The sequence below is a fragment of the Ferruginibacter lapsinanis genome (assembly GCF_020783315.1).
Lineage (GTDB): Bacteria > Bacteroidota > Bacteroidia > Chitinophagales > Chitinophagaceae > Ferruginibacter > Ferruginibacter lapsinanis.
Genome location: NZ_CP086063.1, coordinates 241,058 through 266,359, shown reverse-complemented (window position 1 = coordinate 266,359; position 25,302 = coordinate 241,058). Strand labels below are relative to the sequence as shown.

General features: G+C 39.6%; 18 protein-coding genes. 11 read left to right on the top strand and 7 right to left on the bottom strand.

All coding sequences use genetic code 11. The features are described 5' to 3' along the window. Positions 1-100: 100 nt before the first annotated feature. Together LK994_RS01090 and LK994_RS01085 are read right to left on the bottom strand one after the other, a co-directional pair. The gene (locus LK994_RS01090; RefSeq protein WP_229761033.1) at positions 101-1,168 is read right to left on the bottom strand and encodes a zinc-dependent peptidase; all 1,068 of its coding nucleotides are present in this window, start codon (positions 1,166-1,168) and stop codon (positions 101-103) included. 1 nt (position 1,169) lies between these two features. Then, entirely contained in the window at positions 1,170-2,324 is a 1,155-nt protein-coding gene (locus tag LK994_RS01085) for a DUF2130 domain-containing protein (RefSeq protein WP_229761032.1), read from the bottom strand. 347 nt (positions 2,325-2,671) lie between these two features. On the opposite strand from LK994_RS01085, the gene rplK reads away from it, so the two are divergent. From rplK to rplL, 4 genes are all read left to right on the top strand, one after another. After that, entirely contained in the window at positions 2,672-3,115 is a 444-nt protein-coding gene (gene rplK / locus LK994_RS01080) for a 50S ribosomal protein L11 (protein ID WP_229761031.1), read from the top strand. A gap of 25 nt (positions 3,116-3,140) precedes the next feature. Beyond that, entirely contained in the window at positions 3,141-3,830 is a 690-nt protein-coding gene (gene rplA / locus LK994_RS01075; protein WP_229761030.1) for a 50S ribosomal protein L1, read from the top strand. A 29-nt stretch (positions 3,831-3,859) separates the two neighbouring features. Further along, positions 3,860-4,480 (top strand): 50S ribosomal protein L10, encoded by a 621-nt coding sequence (rplJ, locus tag LK994_RS01070; RefSeq protein ID WP_229761029.1) that lies wholly within the window; start codon positions 3,860-3,862, stop codon positions 4,478-4,480. Positions 4,481-4,593: 113 nt separating this feature from the next. Then, positions 4,594-4,965: a 50S ribosomal protein L7/L12 gene (gene rplL / locus LK994_RS01065; RefSeq protein WP_229761028.1), complete on the top strand. Its 372-nt coding sequence runs from the start codon at positions 4,594-4,596 to the stop codon at positions 4,963-4,965. Positions 4,966-5,064: 99 nt separating this feature from the next. Here rplL and LK994_RS01060 read toward each other — a convergent pair whose 3' ends face one another. Further along, a complete protein-coding gene (locus LK994_RS01060) occupies positions 5,065-5,940 on the bottom strand; it encodes a T9SS type A sorting domain-containing protein (RefSeq protein WP_229761027.1) in 876 nt (291 codons plus the stop codon). A 510-nt stretch (positions 5,941-6,450) separates the two neighbouring features. On the opposite strand from LK994_RS01060, the gene rpoB reads away from it, so the two are divergent. Next, positions 6,451-10,260 carry a DNA-directed RNA polymerase subunit beta gene (gene rpoB, locus LK994_RS01055; RefSeq protein ID WP_229761026.1) on the top strand — a complete coding sequence of 1,270 codons (3,810 nt, stop codon included), beginning with the start codon at positions 6,451-6,453 and terminating at the stop codon, positions 10,258-10,260. Between the two features lie 282 nt (positions 10,261-10,542). Continuing rightward, positions 10,543-16,869 carry a beta strand repeat-containing protein gene (locus tag LK994_RS01050; protein ID WP_229761025.1) on the top strand — a complete coding sequence of 2,109 codons (6,327 nt, stop codon included), beginning with the start codon at positions 10,543-10,545 and terminating at the stop codon, positions 16,867-16,869. A gap of 657 nt (positions 16,870-17,526) precedes the next feature. Here the strand turns inward: LK994_RS01050 and LK994_RS01045 are convergent. Further along, entirely contained in the window at positions 17,527-18,261 is a 735-nt protein-coding gene (locus LK994_RS01045) for a hypothetical protein (RefSeq protein ID WP_229761024.1), read from the bottom strand. 180 nt (positions 18,262-18,441) lie between these two features. Between LK994_RS01045 and LK994_RS01040 the strand changes: the two genes are divergently transcribed. Both LK994_RS01040 and LK994_RS01035 read left to right on the top strand, forming a co-directional pair. Continuing rightward, the gene (locus LK994_RS01040) at positions 18,442-18,738 is read left to right on the top strand and encodes a hypothetical protein (protein WP_229761023.1); all 297 of its coding nucleotides are present in this window, start codon (positions 18,442-18,444) and stop codon (positions 18,736-18,738) included. A 98-nt stretch (positions 18,739-18,836) separates the two neighbouring features. Then, positions 18,837-20,185, top strand: a protein-coding gene (locus LK994_RS01035) for an IS3 family transposase (protein WP_229759599.1) whose coding sequence is annotated in 2 segments (ribosomal slippage) — positions 18,837-19,172 and positions 19,175-20,185 — 1,347 coding nt in all. Because the reading frame shifts where the segments join, the coding sequence is not laid out codon by codon here. A gap of 272 nt (positions 20,186-20,457) precedes the next feature. Here LK994_RS01035 and LK994_RS01030 read toward each other — a convergent pair. Further along, positions 20,458-21,303, bottom strand: a complete 846-nt coding sequence (locus tag LK994_RS01030) for an OmpA family protein (RefSeq protein WP_229761022.1) — start codon at positions 21,301-21,303, stop codon at positions 20,458-20,460. A 358-nt stretch (positions 21,304-21,661) separates the two neighbouring features. Here LK994_RS01030 and LK994_RS01025 point away from each other — a divergent pair, with 358 nt between their 5' ends. The 3 genes from LK994_RS01025 to namA are packed head-to-tail and all read left to right on the top strand — an operon-like array spanning position 21,662 to position 23,918. Then, positions 21,662-22,456: a HipA family kinase gene (locus LK994_RS01025; protein WP_229761021.1), complete on the top strand. Its 795-nt coding sequence runs from the start codon at positions 21,662-21,664 to the stop codon at positions 22,454-22,456. Beyond that, a complete protein-coding gene (locus LK994_RS01020; protein WP_229761020.1) occupies positions 22,434-22,820 on the top strand; it encodes a DUF3037 domain-containing protein in 387 nt (128 codons plus the stop codon). The genes LK994_RS01025 and LK994_RS01020 overlap by 23 nt, the downstream gene beginning before the upstream one ends. Before the next feature lie 24 nt (positions 22,821-22,844). Further along, complete coding sequence (gene namA, locus LK994_RS01015; protein ID WP_229761019.1) at positions 22,845-23,918, top strand: NADPH dehydrogenase NamA; 1,074 nt, start codon at positions 22,845-22,847, stop codon at positions 23,916-23,918. A 9-nt stretch (positions 23,919-23,927) separates the two neighbouring features. Here namA and LK994_RS01010 read toward each other — a convergent pair whose 3' ends face one another. Continuing rightward, the gene (locus LK994_RS01010; RefSeq protein ID WP_229761018.1) at positions 23,928-24,440 is read right to left on the bottom strand and encodes a hypothetical protein; all 513 of its coding nucleotides are present in this window, start codon (positions 24,438-24,440) and stop codon (positions 23,928-23,930) included. A gap of 12 nt (positions 24,441-24,452) precedes the next feature. Further along, entirely contained in the window at positions 24,453-25,214 is a 762-nt protein-coding gene (locus LK994_RS01005; protein ID WP_229761017.1) for a (Fe-S)-binding protein, read from the bottom strand. Positions 25,215-25,302 lie beyond the last annotated feature (88 nt).

Below are 25,302 nucleotides of genomic sequence, written 5' to 3'. Positions count from 1 at the left end.
ATTCGAAAAACTAATCGACTATATAATTGGTTTTTCATAGGATAAGGTTTAATGGTTAATGGTTTTCGATTAGACGGGCTTCTCACGAAGCCCGTTTTTATTATGCTTTTATCCTGTCTGCAGGGGATTGGTTCAGCAAATCGCTCATTGCGGCATATAACTCTGGATGAACAGCTCTCATCTGTAAAGGTTTTTCAAAAAATATCTCTATACTTTCTGCCCAGAATTCCTGGAAATTCTTCATTGCATAATCTGAATAGAGGTCCTTTTTTAAAGCATGCTCCTCAGCAAAAGCTTTGTTCCCACTAATATTAAATGTTTCAAAAGTATTTTTAAAATCATTGTCAACAGATTCGCCTACTACAAAAGTTTGGTAGTATAGGGCGTGAGACATTTCATGCAATCCCACATTTTCTCCGTCCTCAGGAAACTGAAAGCCTTCCAAAAAGTGTTTCCAGGAAAGATTAATGGTATTACCGGAAACATTCCCCTCTAAAAACCGGATAAAGGGTTGTACGCCCAAAAACTCCTGGGGATAGATATTAATAGTATCAAAATAGGGTAGTAAATATTTCTCAAGTCCGAATGTGAGTTGAATGGCGCTGGCACTGATAAGGATTGGCATTTCTCTAAAGCCGCTTTCATCATGAATAATAAAGATCTTTGATTCGATGAATTTTTCCAGGCGATTGATGAATTTGTCTTTTTCAAATCCATCAAGAGAGTTATAAAACGGAAAATGTTTGAATAAAACAGTGGTTAGAGTAATTCTTGAAAAATTTAGAGTGTTGCCATGATATATGAGGTAGCTTGGTTTAGGAGACTCATCAATATCTACCCATTTCGTAGAATAAGGCCCCGTCTCGTAATAATCCGGGTTTACATAATTGAGATTACTTGAGTAATATTTGAAACGTTTGATCACTTGTATAACTCCCCAAACAAAAAGGATAATAAAGAATATTACAAAGCAATACATTGGAAAAAGATTCGGTTTTTCATATGCTGCAAATGAAGCCGAGTCGTTTTTGTATGTTTTTAAGATGATCTTATTTTGTAAATCAGCGCTAAGGGTATCAAAACCTGAGGGCAGATGTGTGGTGTCAATAAAGTAAGTGACATCATCAACAGTAAAAGGAACAATATGTTCGGTTGGGGCTTGCGGCATATTACTCCTCTAACAAATTATCATCACCTCCATCTAATAAAGGAATATCACCCACTGAAGCACCGGCAATGCCTTTTACCGAACCGTACATGCCGCTGGTACTGATCAATACTTTTTCTAATTGTTTTTCTCTTTCCTTCCAGATCTTTTCCATCTGGATACGCTCTTTGGAAATACCCTGTTTCATGGCCATAAAACCCTCTACAATAGATTCCATTTGTCCACGGAATTCATTACCGGTCAAATAATCATAGAGCATTTGCATTTTATCACCTTTGTTCTCATGCTTTTTCTGTTCTTCATTTATTCTGATGATAGCACTTCTTAATGCATGTGCCAGACTGCCCACTTCATTGAATGTACAAACCCACACACCATCTTTCTCTCCAAATTTCTCCATATCCTTCGGAAATGTTTGTGTAACCAATATTGCAAAATCAGCTCCGCTGTTACGCTTATCATTTTTTAGTTTATCGATCCATGCACCGCTCCATCCTTTTGTACGTTTGCTTTCATAAATTATTTTACCACATTCCTGTCCTGTATTGTTTCTTACAGTTTGAATACAATCGGCTCCCTCTACACCTTTACCTACTTCTGCAATAAGATCAAACGGGAAATGTTCCTTTAAAATTTCTTCCAGCAATATCTCCTGGCTTTCGCCTTGTAATTGCATACTGCCCTGTTCACTCTTACGTTTTAATTCTTCAATGAGTTTTTGCTGTTGCTCCATTTGCAACTTGTATTCTTTTGTTTTAAGATCAAAGATCTCCTGTTCTCTTTTGATAGCAGAATCTTCGATCTCTTTTCTTTTTTCCAGGAAACGCTTTTCAATTTCTACTTCAAGGTTCTTTTGTTTTTCTTCCAGTGCATTTTTATCTCTCAGCAGGTCGAGTTCTTTCTTTTGCAGTTCCTGTAGCTGCTGACTTTTAATTTTAGCATCTTCTTCAAAAGATTTTAATTGCGAAGCAAATTGTTCGGCTGCTTTTTTTTGAGCGGCTGCTTCTACAGCAAGTTTATTTTTTTCAAATTCTTCTTCTTTTTTCTTTTGCCAGTCAACCATTTTGCCACGCAGTTCTTTCTCTACCTCATTTTTGAGGCTTTCATTCAATTCAAACTGATGTCCGCAACTGGGACATGTTATTTCATTCGCCATTTCACAATTTTTTTACAAGATAAGAAGAAGGGAATTCTTACACAAAGATTCACAGAGATTGCACAGAGTTTTACAGAGAGCTCATAAACATTTGAAGAACAATACCCTCTCGGTGTATCTTTGTGATTCTTCAGTGTTTCTCTGTGAAATAAAAGATTGCAGCGAAAAGCCGGAACTAAGGCTCAATATGGCTATAAAAGTAAAAAGCCCCAAAAAAATCATAATTTATAACACATAATTCATAATTATTCTATACCTTTGCCGCCCCAAATAGTTCTTTATAGGAATTTATTGTATTGGGAGTGTCGTTAAAATGACGGCACGCTATCACCAAAAAATGTAACAACATGGCAAAAGAAATCACAGGTTATGTGAAATTGCAGTGTAAAGGCGGTCAAGCCAATCCTGCACCACCAATCGGACCTGCATTAGGTTCTAAAGGTATCAATATCATGGAGTTCTGTAAGCAATTCAATGCTAGAACCCAGGATAAACAAGGGAAAGTTCTTCCCGTTCTTATCACAGTTTTCGCTGATAAGTCTTTCGAATTTATCATTAAAACTCCACCGGCTGCAGTTCAATTAATGGAAGCGGCAAAATTACAAAGTGGTAGTAAAGAACCAAACCGTGTAAAAGTTGGTAAAGTTACCTGGGCGCAAGTACAAGCGATCGCTGAGGATAAAATGGCCGATTTAAACGCATTTACCCTAAACAGTGCAATGAGCATGGTTGCAGGTACTGCACGTAGCATGGGTTTAACTGTTGACGGAAAAGCTCCTTGGGAAAATTAATTATCAACCACAAAAATTTTAGAAAATGATTACTAAAAAAAGAAAATTAGCCAACGCTAAGGTTGATGTTAACAAAGCTTACTCTTTAAAAGAAGCTTCTTCCTTAGTTAAAGAATTAAACACTACCAAATTCGACAGTTCTGTTGATTTGCATATTAAATTAGGAGTTGATCCTAAAAAAGCTGACCAGGCTATCCGTGGTACGGTTTCATTACCACACGGTACCGGTAAAACTAAAAAAGTATTAGTGCTTTGTACTCCTGATAAAGAGGAATCTGCAAAAGCTGCCGGTGCTGATTATGTTGGGTTAGACGAATTCGTTGCAAAAATTGAAGGTGGATGGACAGATATTGATGTTATCATCGCTACTCCTGCTGTAATGCCTAAAATTGGTAAACTAGGTAAAGTATTAGGTCCTCGTAACTTAATGCCGAATCCTAAAACCGGTACAGTTACTAATGATGTAGCTGGTGCAGTAAACGAAGTGAAAGGTGGTAAAATTGCTTTCAAAGTTGATAAAGTAGGTATCATACATGCTTCTATCGGCCGTGTAAGTTTCAGTGCAGAAAAAATTGCTGAAAACAGTCAGGAATTGATCAATGCATTGGTAAAACTAAAACCATCTTCTTCTAAAGGAACTTACCTGAAAGGTGTTAGCATGGCAAGTACCATGAGCCCGGGTATTTTAATTGACACTAAATCTGTTTCTAACTAAGTCTCACCAGAGATTAAAAAATATTAGTCATGACTAAACAAGAAAAAAACGACGTAATTGTTGCACTGAAAGAAAAATTCTCTCAGTACAATAACTTCTACGTAACTGATACCGAAAGTTTAACGGTAGCGCAAGTTAGTCAACTTCGTCGCCATTGCTTTAACAAGCAAGTGGAAATGAGAGTTGCTAAAAATACTCTGATCAGAAAAGCATTGGAAGGATTAGATGCTGAAAAATATACAGGAGTGTATGATTCTTTGCATAAAGTAACTGCATTATTGTTCAGCGAAAATCCTAAAGAACCAGCTTTAATTTTAAGCGGATTCAGGAAAGAAAGCAAAGGCGAAAAACCTGAATTAAAAGCAGCATTCATCAACGGTGATATTTTTGTAGGCGACAATCAATTGAAAGCGCTTACTCAAATTAAAACTAAGAATGAGTTGATTGGTGAAGTTATTGGATTGTTACAATCTCCAATACAACGTGTATTGGGTGCGTTACAAAACAAAGACGCAGCTAAAGCCGCAGAAGAAGTTGTTGCTGAAGTAGCTGCTCCTGCAGTAGAAGCGGCAGCACCAGCAACAGAAGCACCAGCTGCTCCTGAAGCTCCGGCAGCAGACGCAGCGGCAGAAGCTCCTGCAGCTGAATAATTGCATTTAAATCATTAAATGATATGCCTTGTCTCAGGCAAAAGAGGCACCAAACAATTTTTTTAAACTCTCCGCCGGAGTGAAAACTTTGAAGGCGGAAAAAATTAAACATTATGGCAGACGTAAAAGCATTAGCAGAAAGTTTAGTAAACTTAACTGTAAAAGACGTACAAGAATTAGCAGAATTTTTAAAATCAGAGTACGGTATTGAACCAGCTGCAGCTGCAGTTGTAGTAAGTGCTGGTGGTGGCGAAGCTGCTGCTGCTGAAGAAAAAACATCGTTCAATGTAATATTGAAAAGCGGTGGTGCTAACAAATTAGCGGTTGTAAAAATCGTTAAAGAATTAACAGGATTAGGATTGAAAGAAGCTAAAGATTTAGTTGATGGCGCTCCAAAACCAGTTAAAGAAGGTGTTGATAAAGCAACTGCTGACGAATTAAAAGCTAAATTAACTGAAGCTGGTGCTGAAGTTGAAGTAGCTTAATTTCTAAGTAGTTTCTAACATAGCTTTAAAAGCCGGTCTACGCAAGTAGGTCGGCTTTTTGCTTTCAATCAGTGTGAGAAATAAGTTAATTGACCAAACTTATTGTTTGATCATTTTTTGCGTAAGTAAAATATTGTTGGCACTAAATACCTTCACAGAATAAACACCACTTGGTATTTTTTCTTTAACCTCTACAGTAGGTTCGGTTGTTTTGGCTGAATAAACAATTTCTCCCTGGGCATTATAAATTTTTATCAGCGCAGGCAGGTGTTGAGGAGAAACATTTACTTTAAAAGTATTGATAGCCGGATTAGGATAAATGCTCATACCAAAATCAGCCTTGTTTTTAACGGAAACAGTAGTTGAGTAAGATAACTTTCCGGTGATCTCTACTGTTTTGATGCGATAAAAAAGTTGAGGTTGATTAGGTATTTTATCGGTGTACGAATAGTTCTTTTCTACGTTATCAGTCTTCAACGCATATACAGTAGCCAATTCAGCAAAATTCTTACCATCAACACTTCTTTCTATCACAAATTTCTCACTTCCTGTTTGTGAAGAGGCAGACCATTCAATGTTACATGTATTTCCGGCCGAAGGGATGGCTTCAAAGCGGCTTAATTTTATCGGAACACTTATGGTGCTGATAATTACACAGCCATTGGTAGCTCCGGGCACAGTAGAAGCAAAAACCAATGGAACATTACAAGGCACACATACAAAAGCATTATCAACACCAGGTTCGGGATACGTTCCGGGTATTTGAACGGTGGTGATGGTTTGTAATGGAGAGCCACCGAATATATTAACAAGCACCCCTTTGGGCCAGCCATTCAAAAGAACTGCACAGCCAGGCTCGGGAATACATAAAGAATAATTGATTGCAAATGCTGTAGCACTCGGAGGGCACTGAGCTACTAATATGTTCTTACCGCATATTATCGCTATGATGGAGAATAATAATAATTTTTTCATAGGATGGACATAATAGATCTGTATGCGAAGTTAGAATAATTAATCAATTGGATTGCAATTTTTACGTTCAGTTCAGTAATTCTACAAAGCTAATTTAAGCCGGAACGTTTTTAAGCTAAAAGTTTTCAACTTTTACCCATTTCGTGTGGAATATTCTGCAAAAATCATGCATCAGGTATTTCAGGACTTTTATATATGATCGAGTAAAATACTACCAACTTCCGGTAACTGTACTAACGTATATTTTTACTATTTCTGCGAAAAAGCGAAAAATTGCGAAAAAGTACCTAAAAAAGAGTGGGGATTTATACTAGGTTTAAAGCTACGGTATAGTGAGTTTTGGGCCCACTTCACAAAAACCCTACCAAATGGGCAAAAAAAACTATTTTTTTAATTAATTCCCCATTTTTTTCATAACTTTGCCGTCCTTATAATTTTGAGTGAGCTACAGCTGTGTCAAAGCTTGATTGAATAAGGATCTTCTCAGCATTAAAACGTTTTAATTAAAATATGTCTGCAACTAAATCTCCCGCCGCTAAACGTATCAATTTCGGTAAAATTGAACATTTGGCAGAGCAACCCGATTTGTTAGGAATTCAAATCCAGTCTTTTAAAGATTTTTTCCAGTTGGAAACTACGCCGGATAAGCGTAACGTAGAAGGATTGTTCCGTGTATTCAAGGAAAATTTTCCTATTACCGATACCCGTAACATCTTCGTTCTGGAATTTTTGGATTATTTCGTTGATCCTCCACGTTACACGATTGATGAGTGTATCGAAAGAGGGTTGACCTACGCTGTGCCTTTAAAAGCAAAGCTTCGTTTAAGTTGTAATGATGAAGAACACGTAGATTTTCAAACCATCGTTCAGGATGTATTCTTAGGTAACATTCCTTACATGACACCACGTGGTACTTTCGTTATCAATGGTGCTGAAAGGGTAGTGGTATCTCAGTTACACCGTTCTCCTGGTGTATTCTTCGGACAATCTGTTCACCCGAACGGAACCAAGATATACTCTGCAAGAGTAATTCCTTTCAAAGGAGCATGGATGGAGTTTGCTACAGATATCAATAACGTGATGTATGCATACATCGATCGTAAGAAAAAATTCCCTGTAACTACATTGTTACGTTCTATCGGCTTTGAAACAGATAAAGACATTCTTGAATTATTCGGAATGGCGGATGAAGTAAAAGTGGATAAGAAAACGTTGAAAAATTATGTAGGCAAACGTTTAGCTGCACGTGTATTACGTACATGGGTAGAAGATTTCGTGGATGAAGATACCGGTGAAGTAGTGAGCCTTGAAAGAAACGAGATCGTATTAGAAAGAGATAGCATTTTAGACGAAAGCAATATCGATACTATTCTTGACTTAGACATTAAGAGTGTTTTCGTTCAGAAAGAAGAAGTAAGTGGTGATTATGCGATCATCTACAACACATTAAATAAAGATACTTCTAACTCTGAGTTGGAAGCGGTTCAACATATCTACCGTCAGTTACGTGGTGCAGATGCGCCTGATAACGAAACAGCACGTGGTATCATTGATAAATTATTCTTCTCTGATAAACGTTATGATCTGGGTGAAGTTGGACGTTATAAAATTAACCGTCGTTTAGGATTGGATTTCCCGATCACTAAAAAAGTATTAACTAAAGATGATATCATCGCTATCATTAAAACATTGGTACAATTAACCAATGGTAAATCTGAAGTAGATGATATCGATCACTTAAGCAACCGTCGTGTACGTACAGTAGGTGAGCAATTATATGCTCAGTTTGGTGTAGGGTTGGCACGTATGGCTCGTACCATTCGTGAAAGAATGAACGTACGTGATAACGAGGTATTTACTCCGGTAGATCTGATCAACGCAAGAACATTATCTTCTGTTATCAATTCATTCTTTGGTACATCTCAGTTATCTCAGTTCTTAGATCAAACAAACCCATTGTCAGAGATTACGCACAAACGTCGTATCTCAGCGCTAGGGCCCGGTGGTTTAAGTAGAGAGAGAGCAGGTTTCGAGGTTCGAGATGTACATTATTCTCACTACGGTCGTTTGTGTACAATTGAAACGCCGGAAGGACCAAACATTGGTTTGATATCTACACTATGTGTACATGCCAAGATCAATGACATGGGCTTCATCGAAACACCATACCATAAAGTAACTGATGGTAAGGCTGACATGAAGAAGATCACTTTCCTTTCTGCTGAAGAAGAAGATACTGCAAAAATTGCACAGGCAAACATCCCGATGGATGATAAAGGAAACTTCATCGAAGACAAGATCAAGAGTCGTCAAACAGGCGATTTCCCGATCTTAGATAAAGGCGAAGTAGAATACATGGACGTTGCTCCAAACCAGATCGTTGGTTTGAGTGCTTCATTGATTCCGTTCCTTGAACATGATGATGCTAACCGTGCCTTGATGGGATCGAACATGCAACGTCAGGCTGTACCATTGTTACGTCCGCAAGTGCCTATCGTTGGTACTGGTTTGGAAGCAAAAGCAGCACGTGATGCAAGAATTCAATTACATGCAGAAGGTAATGGTGTGGTAGAATACGTTGATGGTGATGAAATTCATGTTCGTTACAACAGAAGCGAAATACAACAATTGGTAAGCTTTGAAGATGATCTTAAAATATATAAAGTAACTAAGTTCATCCGTACCAACCAGGAAACAACCATCAACTTACGTCCATGTGTTGTTAAAGGACAAAAAGTGGTTGAAGGCGATTTCTTAACGGAAGGATACGCAACACAAGGTGGTGAAATGGCCTTAGGTCGTAACTTAAAAGTGGCGTTCATGCCATGGAAAGGGTACAACTTTGAGGATGCGATCGTTATCTCTGAAAAAGTAGTAAAAGATGACTGGTTCACGTCTATCCATATCAGTGAGTTTGAAACAGAAGTACGTGATACTAAATTAGGAGAAGAAGAATTAACGCCGGATATTCCAAACGTTAGTGAAGAAGCTACTAAAGATCTTGATCAGAACGGTATCATCCGTATCGGTGCTCATATTAAAGAAGGCGATATCATTATCGGTAAGATCACTCCAAAAGGTGAAAGCGATCCAACTCCTGAAGAGAAGTTGTTACGTGCCATCTTTGGTGATAAAGCAGGTGATGCTAAAGATGCTTCTTTAAAAGCTCCATCAGGTACTGAAGGTGTGGTGATCAATAAAAAATTATTCCAACGTGCTAAGAAAGATAAGAATGCAAAAGTAAGAGAGAAAGCATCTTTGGATAAAATTGAAAAAACACACGAAAAGAACGAAGCAGATATTTTAGAATTGTTAGTTGGTAAATTAACTACACTTTTAAAAGAAAAAACTTCTGCAGGTGTTAGCAATAATTTTGGTGAAGTATTGATCGGTAAAGGTGCTAAATTCAATCAAAAGAATTTATCAAACATCGATTACCTGAACGTAAATCCGTTAGGATGGACAGGTGATGCTAAAGTGGATGACCTGATCAACATATTGTTGCACAACTACAGTATTAAATTCAACGAAGAGTTAGGTCGTTATAAGAGAGAGAAATTCAACATCAGTATTGGTGATGAATTACCTGCAGGTGTATTGAAATTAGCTAAAGTATATCTTGCTGTAAAACGTAAGTTGAAAGTGGGAGATAAGATGGCAGGTCGTCACGGTAACAAAGGGATCGTTTCCCGTATCGTACGTCAGGAAGATATGCCTTTCTTAGAAGACGGAACTCCTGTTGATATCGTATTGAATCCACTGGGTGTACCTAGTCGTATGAACCTTGGACAGATCTATGAAACTGTATTAGGATGGGCTGGTGAAAAATTAGGTGTAAAATTTGCAACGCCGATCTTCGATGGTGCAAGTGTAGCCGAAATTGATGCGAACATCACTAAAGCAGGTTTACCTAAGTTTGGCCATACGTATTTATATGATGGAGAAACCGGCGAACGTTTTGATCAGAAAGCAACAGTAGGTATCATCTATATCATCAAATTACACCATATGGTGGATGATAAAATGCATGCCCGTTCAATCGGACCATACAGTTTGATCACACAACAACCGTTAGGTGGTAAAGCTCAGTTCGGTGGTCAAAGATTTGGAGAGATGGAGGTTTGGGCATTAGAGGCTTATGGTGCATCTAATATCTTGCAAGAGTTGTTAACGCTTAAATCTGATGATATCATCGGACGTGCTAAAACATACGAAGCAATTGTAAAAGGTGAAAACATTCCTCGCCCTGGTATTCCAGAATCATTCAATGTATTGGTTCATGAATTAAGAGGTTTAGGTTTGGATCTTACTTTCGAATAAGAGAAGATCTTCTCAATAAAATTTCAAAGGCGTTTCGATAAATATCGGAACGCCTTTTTTAATTTTTGAAGGCTGATTTTTTATTGCCCTTTAAATATTGTATAAAAAATATTTATATCTTCACCCGAAATGTAACTACTGCATTTTAATCTCCTCTTGATCCATAAAAAACTGTTTGAGAATGTTTTTTCTGAGGTATTCTTTGGCAAGTAAAAAGTCAAATAGAACTCACTAAGGAATAAATTTCCATCTGAATATTTTAAAAGATTGTATTAATTATTTATGACGAATATTATTAGAAAAGGGTTATGTATTTTACTGGTAAGTTTATTATGCCGGTTTTCTTTTGCACAAACAGTTACGCTGACGCAACCTAATGGCGGAGAGGTATTGTATGCCTGTCAGCAGTATCCGGTTAAATGGACACAAACCGGCACATCATCCAATTATTGGAATATTGATTATTCTTTAGATGGAGGAACAATATGGGCATCGGTAGCTACAAATTATTTATCTGCTAACGGTCAGTTTCTTTGGACTGTACCCAACATACAATCCTCTACGGTACTCCTAAGAGTGTATGATGCTCAGGCGCCAACTACAACAGATAAAAGCGACGCCTATTTTACGATAAACATACCCGTAACCGTTACTTCACCTAATGGAGGAGAAACATGGCAGGGAGGTACAGTGCATAACATTACATGGAATGCGGTTGGTACTTCAAACACTTATAACATTGCTTACTCTTTAAATGGAGGAAGCTCATGGGTAAACATTGCTACCAATTATTCTACTACAGGAGGAACGTATGCATGGACCTTACCCGCTGTTGCATTAAGTACAAATTGTTTGGTGAGAGTACAGGATTATGTGCAAAACTGTATGCAGGATATAAGCAACGCAACCTTCACCATCACACCGGCGCAACCACTATTGATCAGTCCTAACGGCGGTGATGTATTAAGTCCCCGTTGTACATTTAATATTACCTGGTTGACATCAAGATTATATACCACGGCAAGACTGGAGTACTCGGTAGACAACGGCAGCACCTGGACCTTGATCACGAACGCTGCACCCAATACAGGAGTATATGTATGGACAGTACCTACAGTAGCCTCCACACAATGTTTAGTAAAGATCAGCAACACCGGCGATGTATCAGTGAATGATATCAGCGCTACAAACTTTACGATCATTCCTGCGGTAACGATCACAAGTCCTAATGGTGGCGAGACAGGCATAGGTTGTAATATCTTACCGATCACCTTTAATAAGACCACCTGCGGCGGTGTGTGGAATATTTATTATTCAATCGATAGCGGATCTACCTTTAATTATATCACAGCAGTATCAGATAATAGTTTACTAACGCAGACGTATAACTGGACAGTACCAAACGGTATCACCACCAGTAAAGCATTGATCTATATTTACGGATCAAATTCTTCTTCAACCATAAGAGACACCACTAATGCGGTGTTCAATATCATCCCGAGCAACGACATCACGGTAACCAGTCCTAACGGAGGCGAAAGCTGGGTAGGCTTAACAGGCCATACCATCACATGGACAAACTTACCTACTGCATCGGGTCAGTACAATGTACAATACTCATTGAATGGTGGCAATAGCTGGACAACCATCGCTACCAATATCACGGGCAACAGTTACAACTGGACACTCCCCAACACATCCAGCACCACCTGCTGGGTAAGAGTAACAGATTATGTAAACAACTGTAAGTATGATGATAACAATGCAGCCTTTACTATTACCCCTGCAACACCCATACTCACAGCACCTAATGGCGGCGATGTATTAAGCCCCCGTTGTACGCAAAACATTACCTGGTTGACCTCAAGACTATACACTACAGCAAGATTAGAGTACTCAACGAATAATGGCAGCACCTGGACCTTGATCACGAACGCTGCACCCAATACAGGAGTATATGTATGGACAGTACCTACAGTAGCCTCCACACAATGTTTAGTAAAGATCAGCAACACCGGCGATGTATCAGTGAATGATATCAGCGCTACAAACTTTACGATCATTCCTCCTGTAACGATCACAAGTCCTAATGGTGGCGAGACAGGCATAGGTTGTAATATCTTGCCGATCACCTTTAATAAGACCACCTGCGGCGGTGTGTGGAATATTTATTATTCAATCGATAGCGGATCTACCTTTAATTATATCACAGCAGTATCAGATAATAGTTCACTAACGCAGACGTATAACTGGACAGTACCAAACGGTATCACCACCAGTAAAGCATTGATCTATGTTTACGGATCAAATTCTTCTTCAACAATAAGAGATACCAGCAATGCAGTATTCAACATCATCCCGAGCAATGACATCACCGTAACGAGTCCTAACGGCGGCGAAAGCTGGGTAGGTTTAACAAGCCATACCATCACATGGACAAACTTACCAACAGCCTCTGGTCAGTACAATGTACAATACTCATTGAATGGTGGTAACAGCTGGACAACCGTTGCTACCAATATCACGGGTAATAGTTACAACTGGACACTCCCCAACACATCCAGCACTACCTGCTGGGTAAGAGTAACAGATTATGTAAACAACTGTAAGTATGATGATAACAATACAGCCTTTACCATCACACCGGCAACACCAATACTCACGGCACCTAACGGCGGCGATGTATTAAGTCCCCGTTGTACATACAATATTACCTGGCTGACCACAAGATTATACACTACAGCAAGATTAGAGTACTCAACGAATAATGGCAGCACCTGGACCTTGATCACGAACGCTGCACCCAATACAGGAGTATATGTATGGACAGTACCTACAGTAGCCTCCACACAATGTTTAGTAAAGATCAGCAACACCGGAGATGTATCAGTGAATGATATCAGCGCTACAAACTTTACGATCATTCCTCCTGTAACGATCACCAGTCCTAACGGTGGCGAGACAGGCATAGGTTGTAATATCTTACCCATCACCTTTAATAAAACAACCTGCGGTGGTGTGTGGAATATTTATTATTCAATCGATAGCGGATCTACCTTTAATTATATCACAGCAGTATCAGATAATAGTTCACTAACGCAGACGTATAACTGGACAGTACCAAACGGTATCACCACCAGTAAAGCATTGATCTATGTTTACGGATCAAATTCTTCTTCAACCATAAGAGACACCACTAATGCGGTGTTCAATATCATCCCGAGCAACGACATCACGGTAACCAGTCCTAACGGAGGCGAAAGCTGGGTAGGCTTAACAGGCCATACCATCACATGGACAAACTTACCTACTGCATCGGGTCAGTACAATGTACAATACTCATTGAATGGTGGCAATAGCTGGACAACCATCGCTACCAATATCACGGGCAACAGTTACAACTGGACACTCCCCAACACATCCAGCACCACCTGCTGGGTAAGAGTAACAGATTATGTAAACAACTGTAAGTATGATGATAACAATGCAGCCTTTACTATTACCCCTGCAACACCCATACTCACAGCACCTAATGGCGGCGATGTATTAAGCCCCCGTTGTACGCAAAACATTACCTGGTTGACCTCAAGACTATACACTACAGCAAGATTAGAGTACTCAACGAATAATGGCAGCACCTGGACCTTGATCACGAACGCTGCACCCAATACAGGAGTATATGTATGGACAGTACCTACAGTAGCCTCCACACAATGTTTAGTAAAGATCAGCAACACCGGCGATGTATCAGTGAATGATATCAGCGCTACAAACTTTACGATCATTCCTCCTGTAACGATCACAAGTCCTAATGGTGGCGAGACAGGCATAGGTTGTAATATCTTGCCGATCACCTTTAATAAGACCACCTGCGGCGGTGTGTGGAATATTTATTATTCAATCGATAGCGGATCTACCTTTAATTATATCACAGCAGTATCAGATAATAGTTCACTAACGCAGACGTATAACTGGACAGTACCAAACGGTATCACCACCAGTAAAGCATTGATCTATGTTTACGGATCAAATTCTTCTTCAACAATAAGAGATACCAGCAATGCAGTATTCAACATCATCCCGAGCAATGACATCACCGTAACGAGTCCTAACGGCGGCGAAAGCTGGGTAGGTTTAACAAGCCATACCATCACATGGACAAACTTACCAACAGCCTCTGGTCAGTACAATGTACAATACTCATTGAATGGTGGTAACAGCTGGACAACCGTTGCTACCAATATCACGGGTAATAGTTACAACTGGACACTCCCCAACACATCCAGCACTACCTGCTGGGTAAGAGTAACAGATTATGTAAACAACTGTAAGTATGATGATAACAATACAGCCTTTACCATCACACCGGCAACACCAATACTCACGGCACCTAACGGCGGCGATGTATTAAGTCCCCGTTGTACATACAATATTACCTGGCTGACCACAAGATTATACACTACAGCAAGATTAGAGTACTCAACGAATAATGGCAGCACCTGGACCTTGATCACGAACGCTGCACCCAATACAGGAGTATATGTATGGACAGTACCTACAGTAGCCTCCACACAATGTTTAGTAAAGATCAGCAACACCGGAGATGTATCAGTGAATGATATCAGCGCTACAAACTTTACGATCATTCCTCCTGTAACGATCACCAGTCCTAACGGTGGCGAGACAGGCATAGGTTGTAATATCTTACCCATCACCTTTAATAAAACAACCTGCGGTGGTGTGTGGAATATTTATTATTCAATCGATAGCGGATCTACCTTTAATTATATCACAGCAGTATCAGATAATAGTTTACTAACGCAGACGTATAACTGGACAGTACCAAACGGTATCACCACCAGTAAAGCATTGATCTATATTTACGGATCAAATTCTTCTTCAACCATAAGAGACACCAGCAATGCAGTATTCAACATCATCCCGAGCAATGACATCACCGTAACGAGTCCTAACGGCGGCGAAAGCTGGGTAGGTTTAACAAGCCATACCATCACATGGACAAACTTACCAACAGCCTCTGGTCAGTACAATGTACAATACTCATTGAATGGTGGTAACAGCTGGACAACCGTTGCTACCAATATCACGGGTAACAGTTATAACTGGACACTCCCCAACACATCCAGCACTACCTGCTGGGTAAGAGTAACAGATTATGTAAACAACTGTAAGTATGATGATAACAATACAGCCTTTACCATCACACCGGCAACACCATTCTTATTAAGTCCTAACGGCGGAGAAGTATTGTATTCAGGAACAGTTCAAAACATTACATGGACAACTTCCAAACTATACACTACCGCAAGACTGGAGTACTCTACCGACAACGGCACCACCTGGACATTGATTACCAATGCAGCAAGCAACAACGGCAGTTATGCATGGACGATACCCAATCAAAATTCAACTACATGTTTGGTAAGAATAAGTAACACCGGAGATATGTCAGTAAGCGATGTAAGCAATGCAGTATTCACCATAAAACCGGCAGTGACCATCCTCACGCCGAATGGCGGAGATGTAATAAGTGTTGGCGGTTGCACCGTTACCTCCATCACCTTCGATCGTTCTCCGGCATGGAGCTCCTATGCGATAGAGTACACGTTAGATGACGGAGCTACCTGGACAAATATCACCAGCAGTTTCTCCGCAACAACCAACCCTGCTACCTACAATTGGAATGTGCCCAATATTTTTTCCGACAAAGCAAGAGTAAGGGTGAAACCAACGGCAAACAGTTACGTTGATATGAGCGACAATGTATTCAGTATTATAAAAGCCGTAACGCTTATACAGCCGAACTTTGGAGGCATCATGCAGGTAGGCACCACGTACGATATCTCCTGGTCATCAGACGGGATATCCAGTTTGTATGATATTTTTTATTCTACCAATGGCGGATCAACCTTTACAAATATTGTAACAGGCTACAGTACGTCCAACAATAAATATACCTGGACAGTACCCAATATTGTTTCTACCAACTGCAGAATATTGATAAGAGATAATGCCAACAGTTGTAAAACAGATACCAGCGATCTGCCATTTACCATCAGCACCACTGCAGCACCGATTATGTTGGTAACGCCTAACGGTAACGCAGACACCATTTATGCCTGTTCAAATTATACCATCAACTGGAACGAAACATCCACCATCGGCACCTATACCATTGCGTACTCTACCAATGCCGGCAGCAGCTGGACAAATATTGTAAGCAATTACAGCACCACAACGCACAGCTATGTGTGGGCAGTGCCTAATACAATTGCCTCCACCACTGTTTTGCTAAGAGTAAGCTCGGCAGGCAATAGTGCAGTGTACGATCTGAGTGATGCTTATTTTAGCATCATCCCGCCAACCTACACCTTCATCGGTACGGGCAACTGGGATGTACCATCAAACTGGGCCAATAACCTGGTGCCTCCATCGCCGCTTACCGCCGCCTGTGCAGAGATCATTATTGATCCCGTAGCCAATGGAGAATGTATTTTAAATAAAACGCAGGAAATGTACCCCGGCACAAAAATTACCGTAAAGACCGGTAAGAAATTCCGAATACCGGGTAACCTTGAGATCAAATAATGGTAGGGGCACCCACAAGGGGTGCCCCTCGCCCCTGTAACCACCCCCATCATTCCCATTCCGAAATAGAAATAGGGGCACCCACAAGGGATGCCCCTACATCATCGATGTGTTCACAATAAATAACAATGTGGAATATGTATGTGGTGTAAAACCCAATCATTGTTCACCCTTCAATAAAAAAATTGCAAACGGAATAGAAGTATCATATTATTCGTAATAACAAATTCCACAAAAAAATGTCAAGGTAGAAAATACAGTCTTTCATTTATAGATGTGAATTGTGCATTGGAATTCTATTGTACGTCTTTAGCTTGTTACTGGTTTTCATTTTAGGCATCCGGTAAGCGTATTATAGTAGACGGCAGGAGATTTTTTAAAGACGTTAAGAACATTGAAGTAGATGGCGAGAGTTTTGTTAAAGACGGCTGTAATATTGAAGTGGACTGCAGGAGATTTGTTAAAGACGACAGGAACATTGAGAGAGACTATAAGAGATTAGTTAAGGACGTCAGGAGCATTTAAGTAGACGTCAGGAATTTTGATAAAGACGGCGTAAACATTGAAGTGGACGTGAGGAGAATATAAAGAGATGGAAATAAAAAACTCCCTGCAGAGCGGGAGTTGGTAATTGTTGGGAAGCGATTGTTATTTTTCCTAACGGCTTTTGAAAGCGATCTTTTTTATTTGTTTGTATTCGGGGCTTGAAGCATTGTAGATGGACAAAACATATTTTTTTACGCTGGCGGCTGTATCGACTAAGCCTGATTTTTCACTATATAATACTTTATTTCTTGTGATGATGCTGTTGGTATATGCTGTAGTGCTATCACTTACTGCTTTGTTGGTTGCTTTTAATTGTGTAATCTTTTTCTTGAGAGAAGGGGCTTGTAAATTTATTTCATTTGGATTGTATTGTGGCTCTACTTCAATCAATTTTATGAGTTTATCGAAATGATCTATTAATAAATCATAACTCTGTTGGCTTGCGGATGCGGATTTGGGCTCTTTGTTTTTTGTTTCTTCGGTTTGTGGGGGTGTTTCTTTTTTGGGTGTTCTTTGTCCCTGAATTTTACGGTTGATAGTTTTTGCGTTTTTTACCGTTTGTTCAGTTGCATCTGTGGCTGCCAGCGAGTTTATGATCTGTGTGCTTAATGGCTTTAGTGTTTTGAATTCGGCCATTCGTGCATTGGTGGCGTTGTTGAAATTTGTTTCGTTGGTTTTGACGTTGCTCATTTCTGCTTTTGCATTTGCTAACAGAATGTTGAGGTTTGCTACCGTTAGTACTTCTTTTGATGGATTGTACGTATCGCCATAGCTTGTTACGTATGCAATCAAATCTGCGAAGTTTTCTACATTTTTGGCGTGACCAGTTTCGGAACGTGAAGGCATAATTGAAAATTTTTTTGGTTAAAAATATTTTCTAATTATGACGAGGAGGAGGGGGGAAGGGTTGCATGGGGAAGGGGAAAAATGTAAGTTGTTTGTGTGACGACTGATAAAGGATATATATTTAATTGGGTTATTAGCAAAAAGAATTTATATTAGCTTATAAACCCTAATTTAAAGAATATGGTTGACTTGTGGACAGATGCTGAACTAGAAAAAGCTATTCGGGCTTATTTCAAAATGATCCAGTATGAAGAAGATAAGACACCTTATGTTAAGGCAGAGGTAAATCGACAATTGCAGAAGAGTTTACCCAGACGTTCACATAAGAGCATTGAATACAGATGGCAAAATATTTCTTCAGTACTTCATGAAAATGGCATTGAATTTATTGATGGATTCAAACCTGCAAAGAATGTAGGAGCCAGTGTGAAAGAAAGGATTTGGAAAATCATTAATGATTTAAATTTGATAGAATGAAGGGATTTTAAGAATGTGTAAATCGTCAGCTAAAACTGGACTAAAAATAAGTTAATTTTAGAGAGTATTTCCATTGTTCATCATTAAAATAGAATAACATGGAAAAGAAACAAAAACAGTCCACAGAAAACTTCATTAAAGACATCCGTCGCAGGACTAGGCGATTGTTCACCTCCGAACAAAAGATCCTTATAGTTATGGAAGCACTACGAGGTGAAAGCTCTACCGCAGAGATATGTCGTAAACATGGGATTAACCAGGCATTGTTTTACAAATGGAATAAAGAGTTCATGGAAGCAGGTAAGAAACGCCTTAATGGTGATACTACTCGTGAAGCTACTAGTGACGAAGTAACTGAACTACGTAAAGAGAATCAAAGGTTAAAAGAAATGGTAGCTGATCTGATGCTCCGCTATGACATTGTAAAAAAAAGCTTAACCATCTTGGAGTAAGCGAAAAATATCAACGTCGTATGAGATTATCAGTAGCAGAAAAGGAGGAAATCATTCAATTGGTTGAACGTTCAGAACTGGGAGTAAACAGAACTTTGGTACAGTTGGGGATCAACAAGAGTACGTTTTACAATTGGTACAAAGCTTATTTGGATAAGGGTGCTAATGGCCTTGAATCAAAACGTGCTACCCGGCAACGCTGGAATACGATACCACAGTCTGAAAAGAATCTTGTAGTGGAGATTGCGCTGGAATATGCCGAGTTATCACCCAGAGAATTATCCTGTAAACTCAGTGATGTAAAAGGAATATTCATATCAGAATCCAGCGTGTACCGGATTTTGAAGGCCAAAGGGTTAATCACCAGCCCTTCACATATTTTGTTAGCAGCAGGAAATGAATTTAGTCAAAAGACCTGCTTTGTTCATGAAATGTGGCAAACAGATTTTACTTACTTCAAGATATTGGGATGGGGATGGTATTATCTGAGTACAGTACTGGATGATTACAGCCGTTTTATTGTTCATTGGGAACTCTGTAAGACAATGAAAACAGAGGATGTACAACGAACAGTTAATAGAGCCCTGGAGGCTTCAGAGTTGCCAAATGAGTTCAGGCCAAAGTTATTATCGGACAATGGAGCTTGCTATATCGCATCAGAACTCAAAATCTTTTTACAAAACAAGAAAATGAAACTTTTACATGGCAGGCCCAATCATCCGCAAACACAAGGGAAAATTGAACGTTATCATCGGTCAATGAAAAACGTTGTTAAGTTGGATAATTACTACTGCCCTGAAGAACTGGAAGCATCATTAACGGCTTTTGTACACTACTATAATCATGAACGCTATCATGAGTCTCTTGGGAATGTCACACCGGCAGATGTTTATTACGGAAGGCAAGAAGAGATTTTTAAATACAGGCAAAGAATAAAAATGCTAACGCTTCAAAGAAGAAGGCAAAATTATTTAAGACAAAAAATAGCATCTTAATTTTAATCTGTACACTATAAAACTAAAAATAAAAAGTATCTTTAAATCACGAAACACTCTCTAAGAGAAAGTTCACTTTGATTTGACGACATACACCAAAGTAACTAAACGCATTGTTTTTTATAGTAATATTCTCTATACTCCTACCCACCCCCTCCTTGCATCCTAAAAAAACTTTCCATCAAAACCTTTGTTAACAGTCGTGCCTCTTTATAAGTTTTACATTTGGTAACACCTTAACTTATAGTCAAAATTTAAAAAACACAAAAAAATCATCTCCTCACAATCTTTATCTCCACCCTTCTATTATTAATTCTCTCCTCTTCTGTTTTTTCCGGGTAAGGAGTAAGCGGTTGTTGGTGACCGTAACCCTTAAAGAATAAACGTTTCTCATCAATACCACTTTTATTCAGGTACTTGCAAATTTCCTTCGCCCTGTTTTCAGAAAGGTTGTAGGTACGGGTGCCAATATCAAACCCATCGGCATCTCCATCTTGACAACAGATATGCCCTTCTACCTGTATCACCAACGTAGGATTCTTTTTCATGATCTCCACCAACTCCATCAGGATAGGCAGCGATTGCGGCATGATACTATGTGTGCCGCCATAAAAGCTCATGTTCTGTAAAACGATATTGGTGCCGGCGGTGGTTGCAGTGTCGGCGATCTTTGCCGTTAAAGACTTATCCGTTTCATTGTTCAGTATCGGTTCTTCATTCTTCACGGCATCTTCGTCAACAACGATCTCCACCCGGCGGTTGAGGTACATTTCTTTTTCACCATGATTGTTGTTAAGCGGTCTGCGTTTACCAAATCCTTTTTCTTCAATGATGTTAGCAGCAGTAAAACCCTTGCTCACTAAATAATTTTTTACAGCAGTAGTTCTTTTTAAAGAAAGCGCATCATTGTATTCGTAGCTGGCCATAATATCGGTGTGTCCGTAGAGTTTGATGGTAGCGCCGGGTTTATATACAGTAATAAAACTATCAAGACTTGTAGTGGCATCTGTTGTAAGATTGAATTTATCCAGGTCAAAATGTACAGCAAATGAATGGTTGTTTTGTGCATGACTTGTCAGAGCGATCAGTAACAATGCAGGAAGGAATATTTTTTTCATACATAATTGTTTTATGTAAGAACTGTACATGAATGCGAAAGGGTTGGGTGCTGAAAGGGATAGACAAGTTACATTTTTTAATATAATATCTAAAAAGCGGAATATTGTATTTAGTGTATCATTTTATTTGCAGAGCCTCTCTTATTACTTTTTTTGCGGAAAAAAAGTAACTCCCGAAATAATCGGGACAGGCGCCAAAGCCGCCGACAAAGGATTACTGCCCCTTTGTCGGTTGGTTCCCTGATTAAGCTTTTGTACTACTGTAAACTCAACATCGGTAATTCTATATTGTGTTTTAATTTCAAACAGCTACTGAGATATGTTGAATGCCGATGCTTAAAAATATTAACTTAGCAGTATGAATGATCAGCCGACAATACGGTTAGTGAATGTAACCCGATACATCACTCCTTTACGGGAGGGAGGGTCGTTGCCTGCAATTGTAGAAGCGGATGATAGTTTTATGTATGTGTTGAAATTCAGGGGAGCGGGGCAGGGTGTTAAAGCGCTGATCGCTGAATTGATCGGTGGCGAAATAGCAAGAGTGTTAGGATTAAAAGTTCCTGAAATAGTTTTTGCCAATGTAGATAGTGCGTTTGGCAGAACAGAACCGGATGAAGAAATACAGGATCTGCTGAAAGCAAGTACAGGGCTTAACCTGGGCCTGCATTATCTTTCGGGGTCTATCACATTTGATCCGGCAGTAACGGTGGTTGATCCGCTACTGGCCTCCAAAATTGTTTGGATGGATTGCCTGCTCACGAATATGGATCGTACGGTGCGTAATACAAACATGCTTTGGTGGCATAAAGAATTGTGGTTGATCGATCACGGTGCCTGTTTGTATTTTCATCATAACATACATGATTGGCAAGACAAAGCATTGCGGCCTTTTGTATTGGTAAAGGATCATGTATTGTTGCCACAGGCAGCAGCGCTGGATACTGTTGATACAACTTTCCGTTCGTTGTTGACCAATGAGCATATACGCAGGATCGTTGGACTGATACCTGATGAATGGCTGGCAACAGATACCTCATTTCAATCTACAGAAGAACACAGGCAGGTGTATAGCCAGTTTTTAGAAACAAGATTAGCCAATAGTCAAATATTTGTAAAAGAAGCACAACATGCACGAGAAGCACTTATTTGAGTATGCGGTAATACGCATTGTACCAAGGGTAGAGCGGGAAGAATTTCTGAACGTTGGGGTAATTGTGTATTGTGCTAAAGAGAATTTTTTACATGCACTGATAGGAGTGAATCATCATCGCCTGCAGGTTTTTTGCGGCGACGAATTAGACCTGCATGAAATAGAAGCCAACCTGGATGCGTTGCAACGTATATGTGTTGGCGGTAGTTCATCGGGCCCCATCGGCAGATTGGATATGGCCTCACGGTTTCGCTGGTTAACTGCTACCCGTAGCACTGTGGTGCAAAGCTCAAAAGTTCATCCCGGCTTGTGCACCAATGCCGGCGAAGTGCTGAAAAAATTATTTGAGCAATTGGTGTTATAAATAAACAAGTTAAAATCCGTAAGTATGAGTTTGCTTTTTACTCCGTTAAAGATCAAATCGGTTGAGTTTAAGAACAGGATAGTGGTTTCACCCATGTGTCAGTATTCAAGTGTTGATGGCTTTGCCAGCGATTGGCACCTGGTGCATTTAGGTAGCCGTGCAGTGGGTGGCGCAGCATTGATCATGCAGGAAGCAACAGCAGTATCACCCGAAGGCAGGATCAGTTATGGAGATATGGGCATATGGAAAGATGAGCATATTGAAAAATTGCACCAGATCACTTCTTTCATTCATGAACATGGAGCTGTAGCCGGAATACAATTGGCACATGCAGGCCGGAAGGCAAGCACAGAAAAACCGTGGGAAGGAGATAAACAAATATTGTCCGGAGAAAATCATTGGCAAACAGTTTCTGCATCACCCATTCCTTTTAGAGAAGGAGAGATGATACCGCACGAATTAACTGCAACAGAAATAGCCTCGGTGATAAATGATTTTAAAAATGCAGCAGTACGCTCTTTAAAAGCAGGATTTAAATTGGTAGAGATACATGCGGCGCATGGCTATCTGATCAATCAGTTCTTATCTCCGTTATGCAATCAACGAACAGATGGATATGGTGGCAGCTTTGATAACCGGATAAAATTTTTATTGGAAATAATTGATGCTGTAAAAACCGTGTGGCCTGCTGAGTTACCAATATTCGTTCGCATTTCTGCTACCGATTGGGTAGAGGGCGGCTGGACAATTGACGACTCTGTACAATTGGCCCTGGTACTAAAAGAAAAAGGGATCGATCTGATAGATACTTCATCCGGCGGTACATCTCCATTGGCTAAAATTCCCGTTGGGCCGGGTTACCAGGTACAACTGGCAGCAGCGATTAAAAAACAGACCGGCATTTTAACCGGTGCAGTAGGTATCATTACCAATGCACAACAGGCAGAAGAAATATTACAGCAGGAACAGGCTGATTTTATTTTTATGGCAAGGGAGCATTTACGTGATCCGTATTTTGCATTACATGCAGCACTTGAGCTGGATGAAAATATTGAATGGCCGGTGCAGTATGCAAGGGCTAAGCGGAATAAGAAATAAGAAAGTATGTTACACTGGTAATGTGATCCTCTTTCCTAACCAACTATCTTTTACAGGAATGATCCATTGTTCCAGCAGGTCTTTTTTAGTAAGTACGGTATTATTAAAATACAAGGTATCGCCATCAATGAATTTATTTTCTACTGCATAATTCAATTGTGATAATGGAAGCAGTTGTGTTTTCTCTTTAATAATAAATGCCAGCATTTGTCTGTCGAACATTTGTACATTAAATTTTTGTTCGATCTCTTTGATCATTCTTACTGAACTATCTGTACTGCATCCACCAACAGTTGTGGCTGTTTCATCTGCCATGATCACAATAAACTGCCCGAAAAATAAATTGGCATATCCTTTTACCGGAGCTCCATGGCTTTTCCAGTTGGCAACAAATTGTTCAAACATTTCTTCTAACTGAAATGCTTCACTCATAAAAAATACACGACTGCTTTGATAGATCCATACTTTAGAGGCGTCGTGGAAGTCAGCAGGTATGTGCTCTTGAATAATATCGATGTCCATAGTGCAAAATTATTAAATAGATGCGGCAATTAACTCAGCAATGTCTAAAACTTTTATATCATCTTCTTTATTGCTGTTTTTTACCCCATCAGTCATCATGGTATTGCAAAATGGGCAGGCAGAGGCGATAATGGTAGCACCTGTTTCCAATGCATCTTTTGTTCTTTCCTGGTTGATACGGATATCTCCTTTTTCTTCTTCTTTAAACATTTGTGCACCGCCGGCACCACAACAAAGCCCGTTGCTTTTGCAACGTTTCATTTCCACCAATTCTACATCCATGGCTTCCAACACTTTACGGGGTGCTTCATAAATATTATTCGACCGGCCAAGATAACAGCTATCGTGATAGGTGATCTTTTTCCCTTTAAAATCACCTCCTTCTTTCATGATTATTCTTCCTTCGTCGATGAGCTGCTGTAAAAAAGTGGTATGATGAATAACTTCATATGTGCCCCCCAACTCGGGGTATTCGTTTTTTAATGTATTGAAACAATGAGGGCAGGCAGTAACAATTTTTTTGATGCCATATCCATTCAATATTTGAATATTTTGATAGGCCATCATTTGAAACATAAACTCATTGCCGGCACGCCTGGCAGGGTCACCCGTACACATTTCTTCTTTCCCCAAAATGGCGTAACTGATCTTTACTTTATCAAGAATGGTAACAAATGCTTTGGTGATCTTTTGTGCCCGTTGATCAAAACTCCCGGCACAGCCTACCCAAAATAGTACTTCGGGACTGTTTCCGGCAGCTGACATTTCAGACATAGTTGGTACATGCATGGCAATCTGGTGTTGATTCTATCTGTAATTTAGGGTATTATTTTTTGTATGACAAACTTCACGGATTAGTTTT

Coding starts and splice junctions, on each gene's coding strand:
- rpoB (WP_229761026.1), top strand. CDS start 6,451: ATGTCTGCAACTAAATCTCCCGCCGCTAAACGTATCAATTTCGGTAAA.
- LK994_RS01045 (WP_229761024.1), bottom strand. CDS start 18,261: ATGCCTTCACGTTCCGAAACTGGTCACGCCAAAAATGTAGAAAACTTC.
- LK994_RS01010 (WP_229761018.1), bottom strand. CDS start 24,440: ATGGACATCGATATTATTCAAGAGCACATACCTGCTGACTTCCACGAC.
- LK994_RS01040 (WP_229761023.1), top strand. CDS start 18,442: ATGGTTGACTTGTGGACAGATGCTGAACTAGAAAAAGCTATTCGGGCT.
- LK994_RS01090 (WP_229761033.1), bottom strand. CDS start 1,168: ATGCCGCAAGCCCCAACCGAACATATTGTTCCTTTTACTGTTGATGAT.
- LK994_RS01025 (WP_229761021.1), top strand. CDS start 21,662: ATGAATGATCAGCCGACAATACGGTTAGTGAATGTAACCCGATACATC.
- rplA (WP_229761030.1), top strand. CDS start 3,141: ATGATTACTAAAAAAAGAAAATTAGCCAACGCTAAGGTTGATGTTAAC.
- rplL (WP_229761028.1), top strand. CDS start 4,594: ATGGCAGACGTAAAAGCATTAGCAGAAAGTTTAGTAAACTTAACTGTA.
- namA (WP_229761019.1), top strand. CDS start 22,845: ATGAGTTTGCTTTTTACTCCGTTAAAGATCAAATCGGTTGAGTTTAAG.
- rplK (WP_229761031.1), top strand. CDS start 2,672: ATGGCAAAAGAAATCACAGGTTATGTGAAATTGCAGTGTAAAGGCGGT.
- rplJ (WP_229761029.1), top strand. CDS start 3,860: ATGACTAAACAAGAAAAAAACGACGTAATTGTTGCACTGAAAGAAAAA.
- LK994_RS01005 (WP_229761017.1), bottom strand. CDS start 25,214: ATGTCTGAAATGTCAGCTGCCGGAAACAGTCCCGAAGTACTATTTTGG.
- LK994_RS01060 (WP_229761027.1), bottom strand. CDS start 5,940: ATGAAAAAATTATTATTATTCTCCATCATAGCGATAATATGCGGTAAG.
- LK994_RS01085 (WP_229761032.1), bottom strand. CDS start 2,324: ATGGCGAATGAAATAACATGTCCCAGTTGCGGACATCAGTTTGAATTG.
- LK994_RS01020 (WP_229761020.1), top strand. CDS start 22,434: ATGCACGAGAAGCACTTATTTGAGTATGCGGTAATACGCATTGTACCA.
- LK994_RS01030 (WP_229761022.1), bottom strand. CDS start 21,303: ATGAAAAAAATATTCCTTCCTGCATTGTTACTGATCGCTCTGACAAGT.
- LK994_RS01050 (WP_229761025.1), top strand. CDS start 10,543: ATGACGAATATTATTAGAAAAGGGTTATGTATTTTACTGGTAAGTTTA.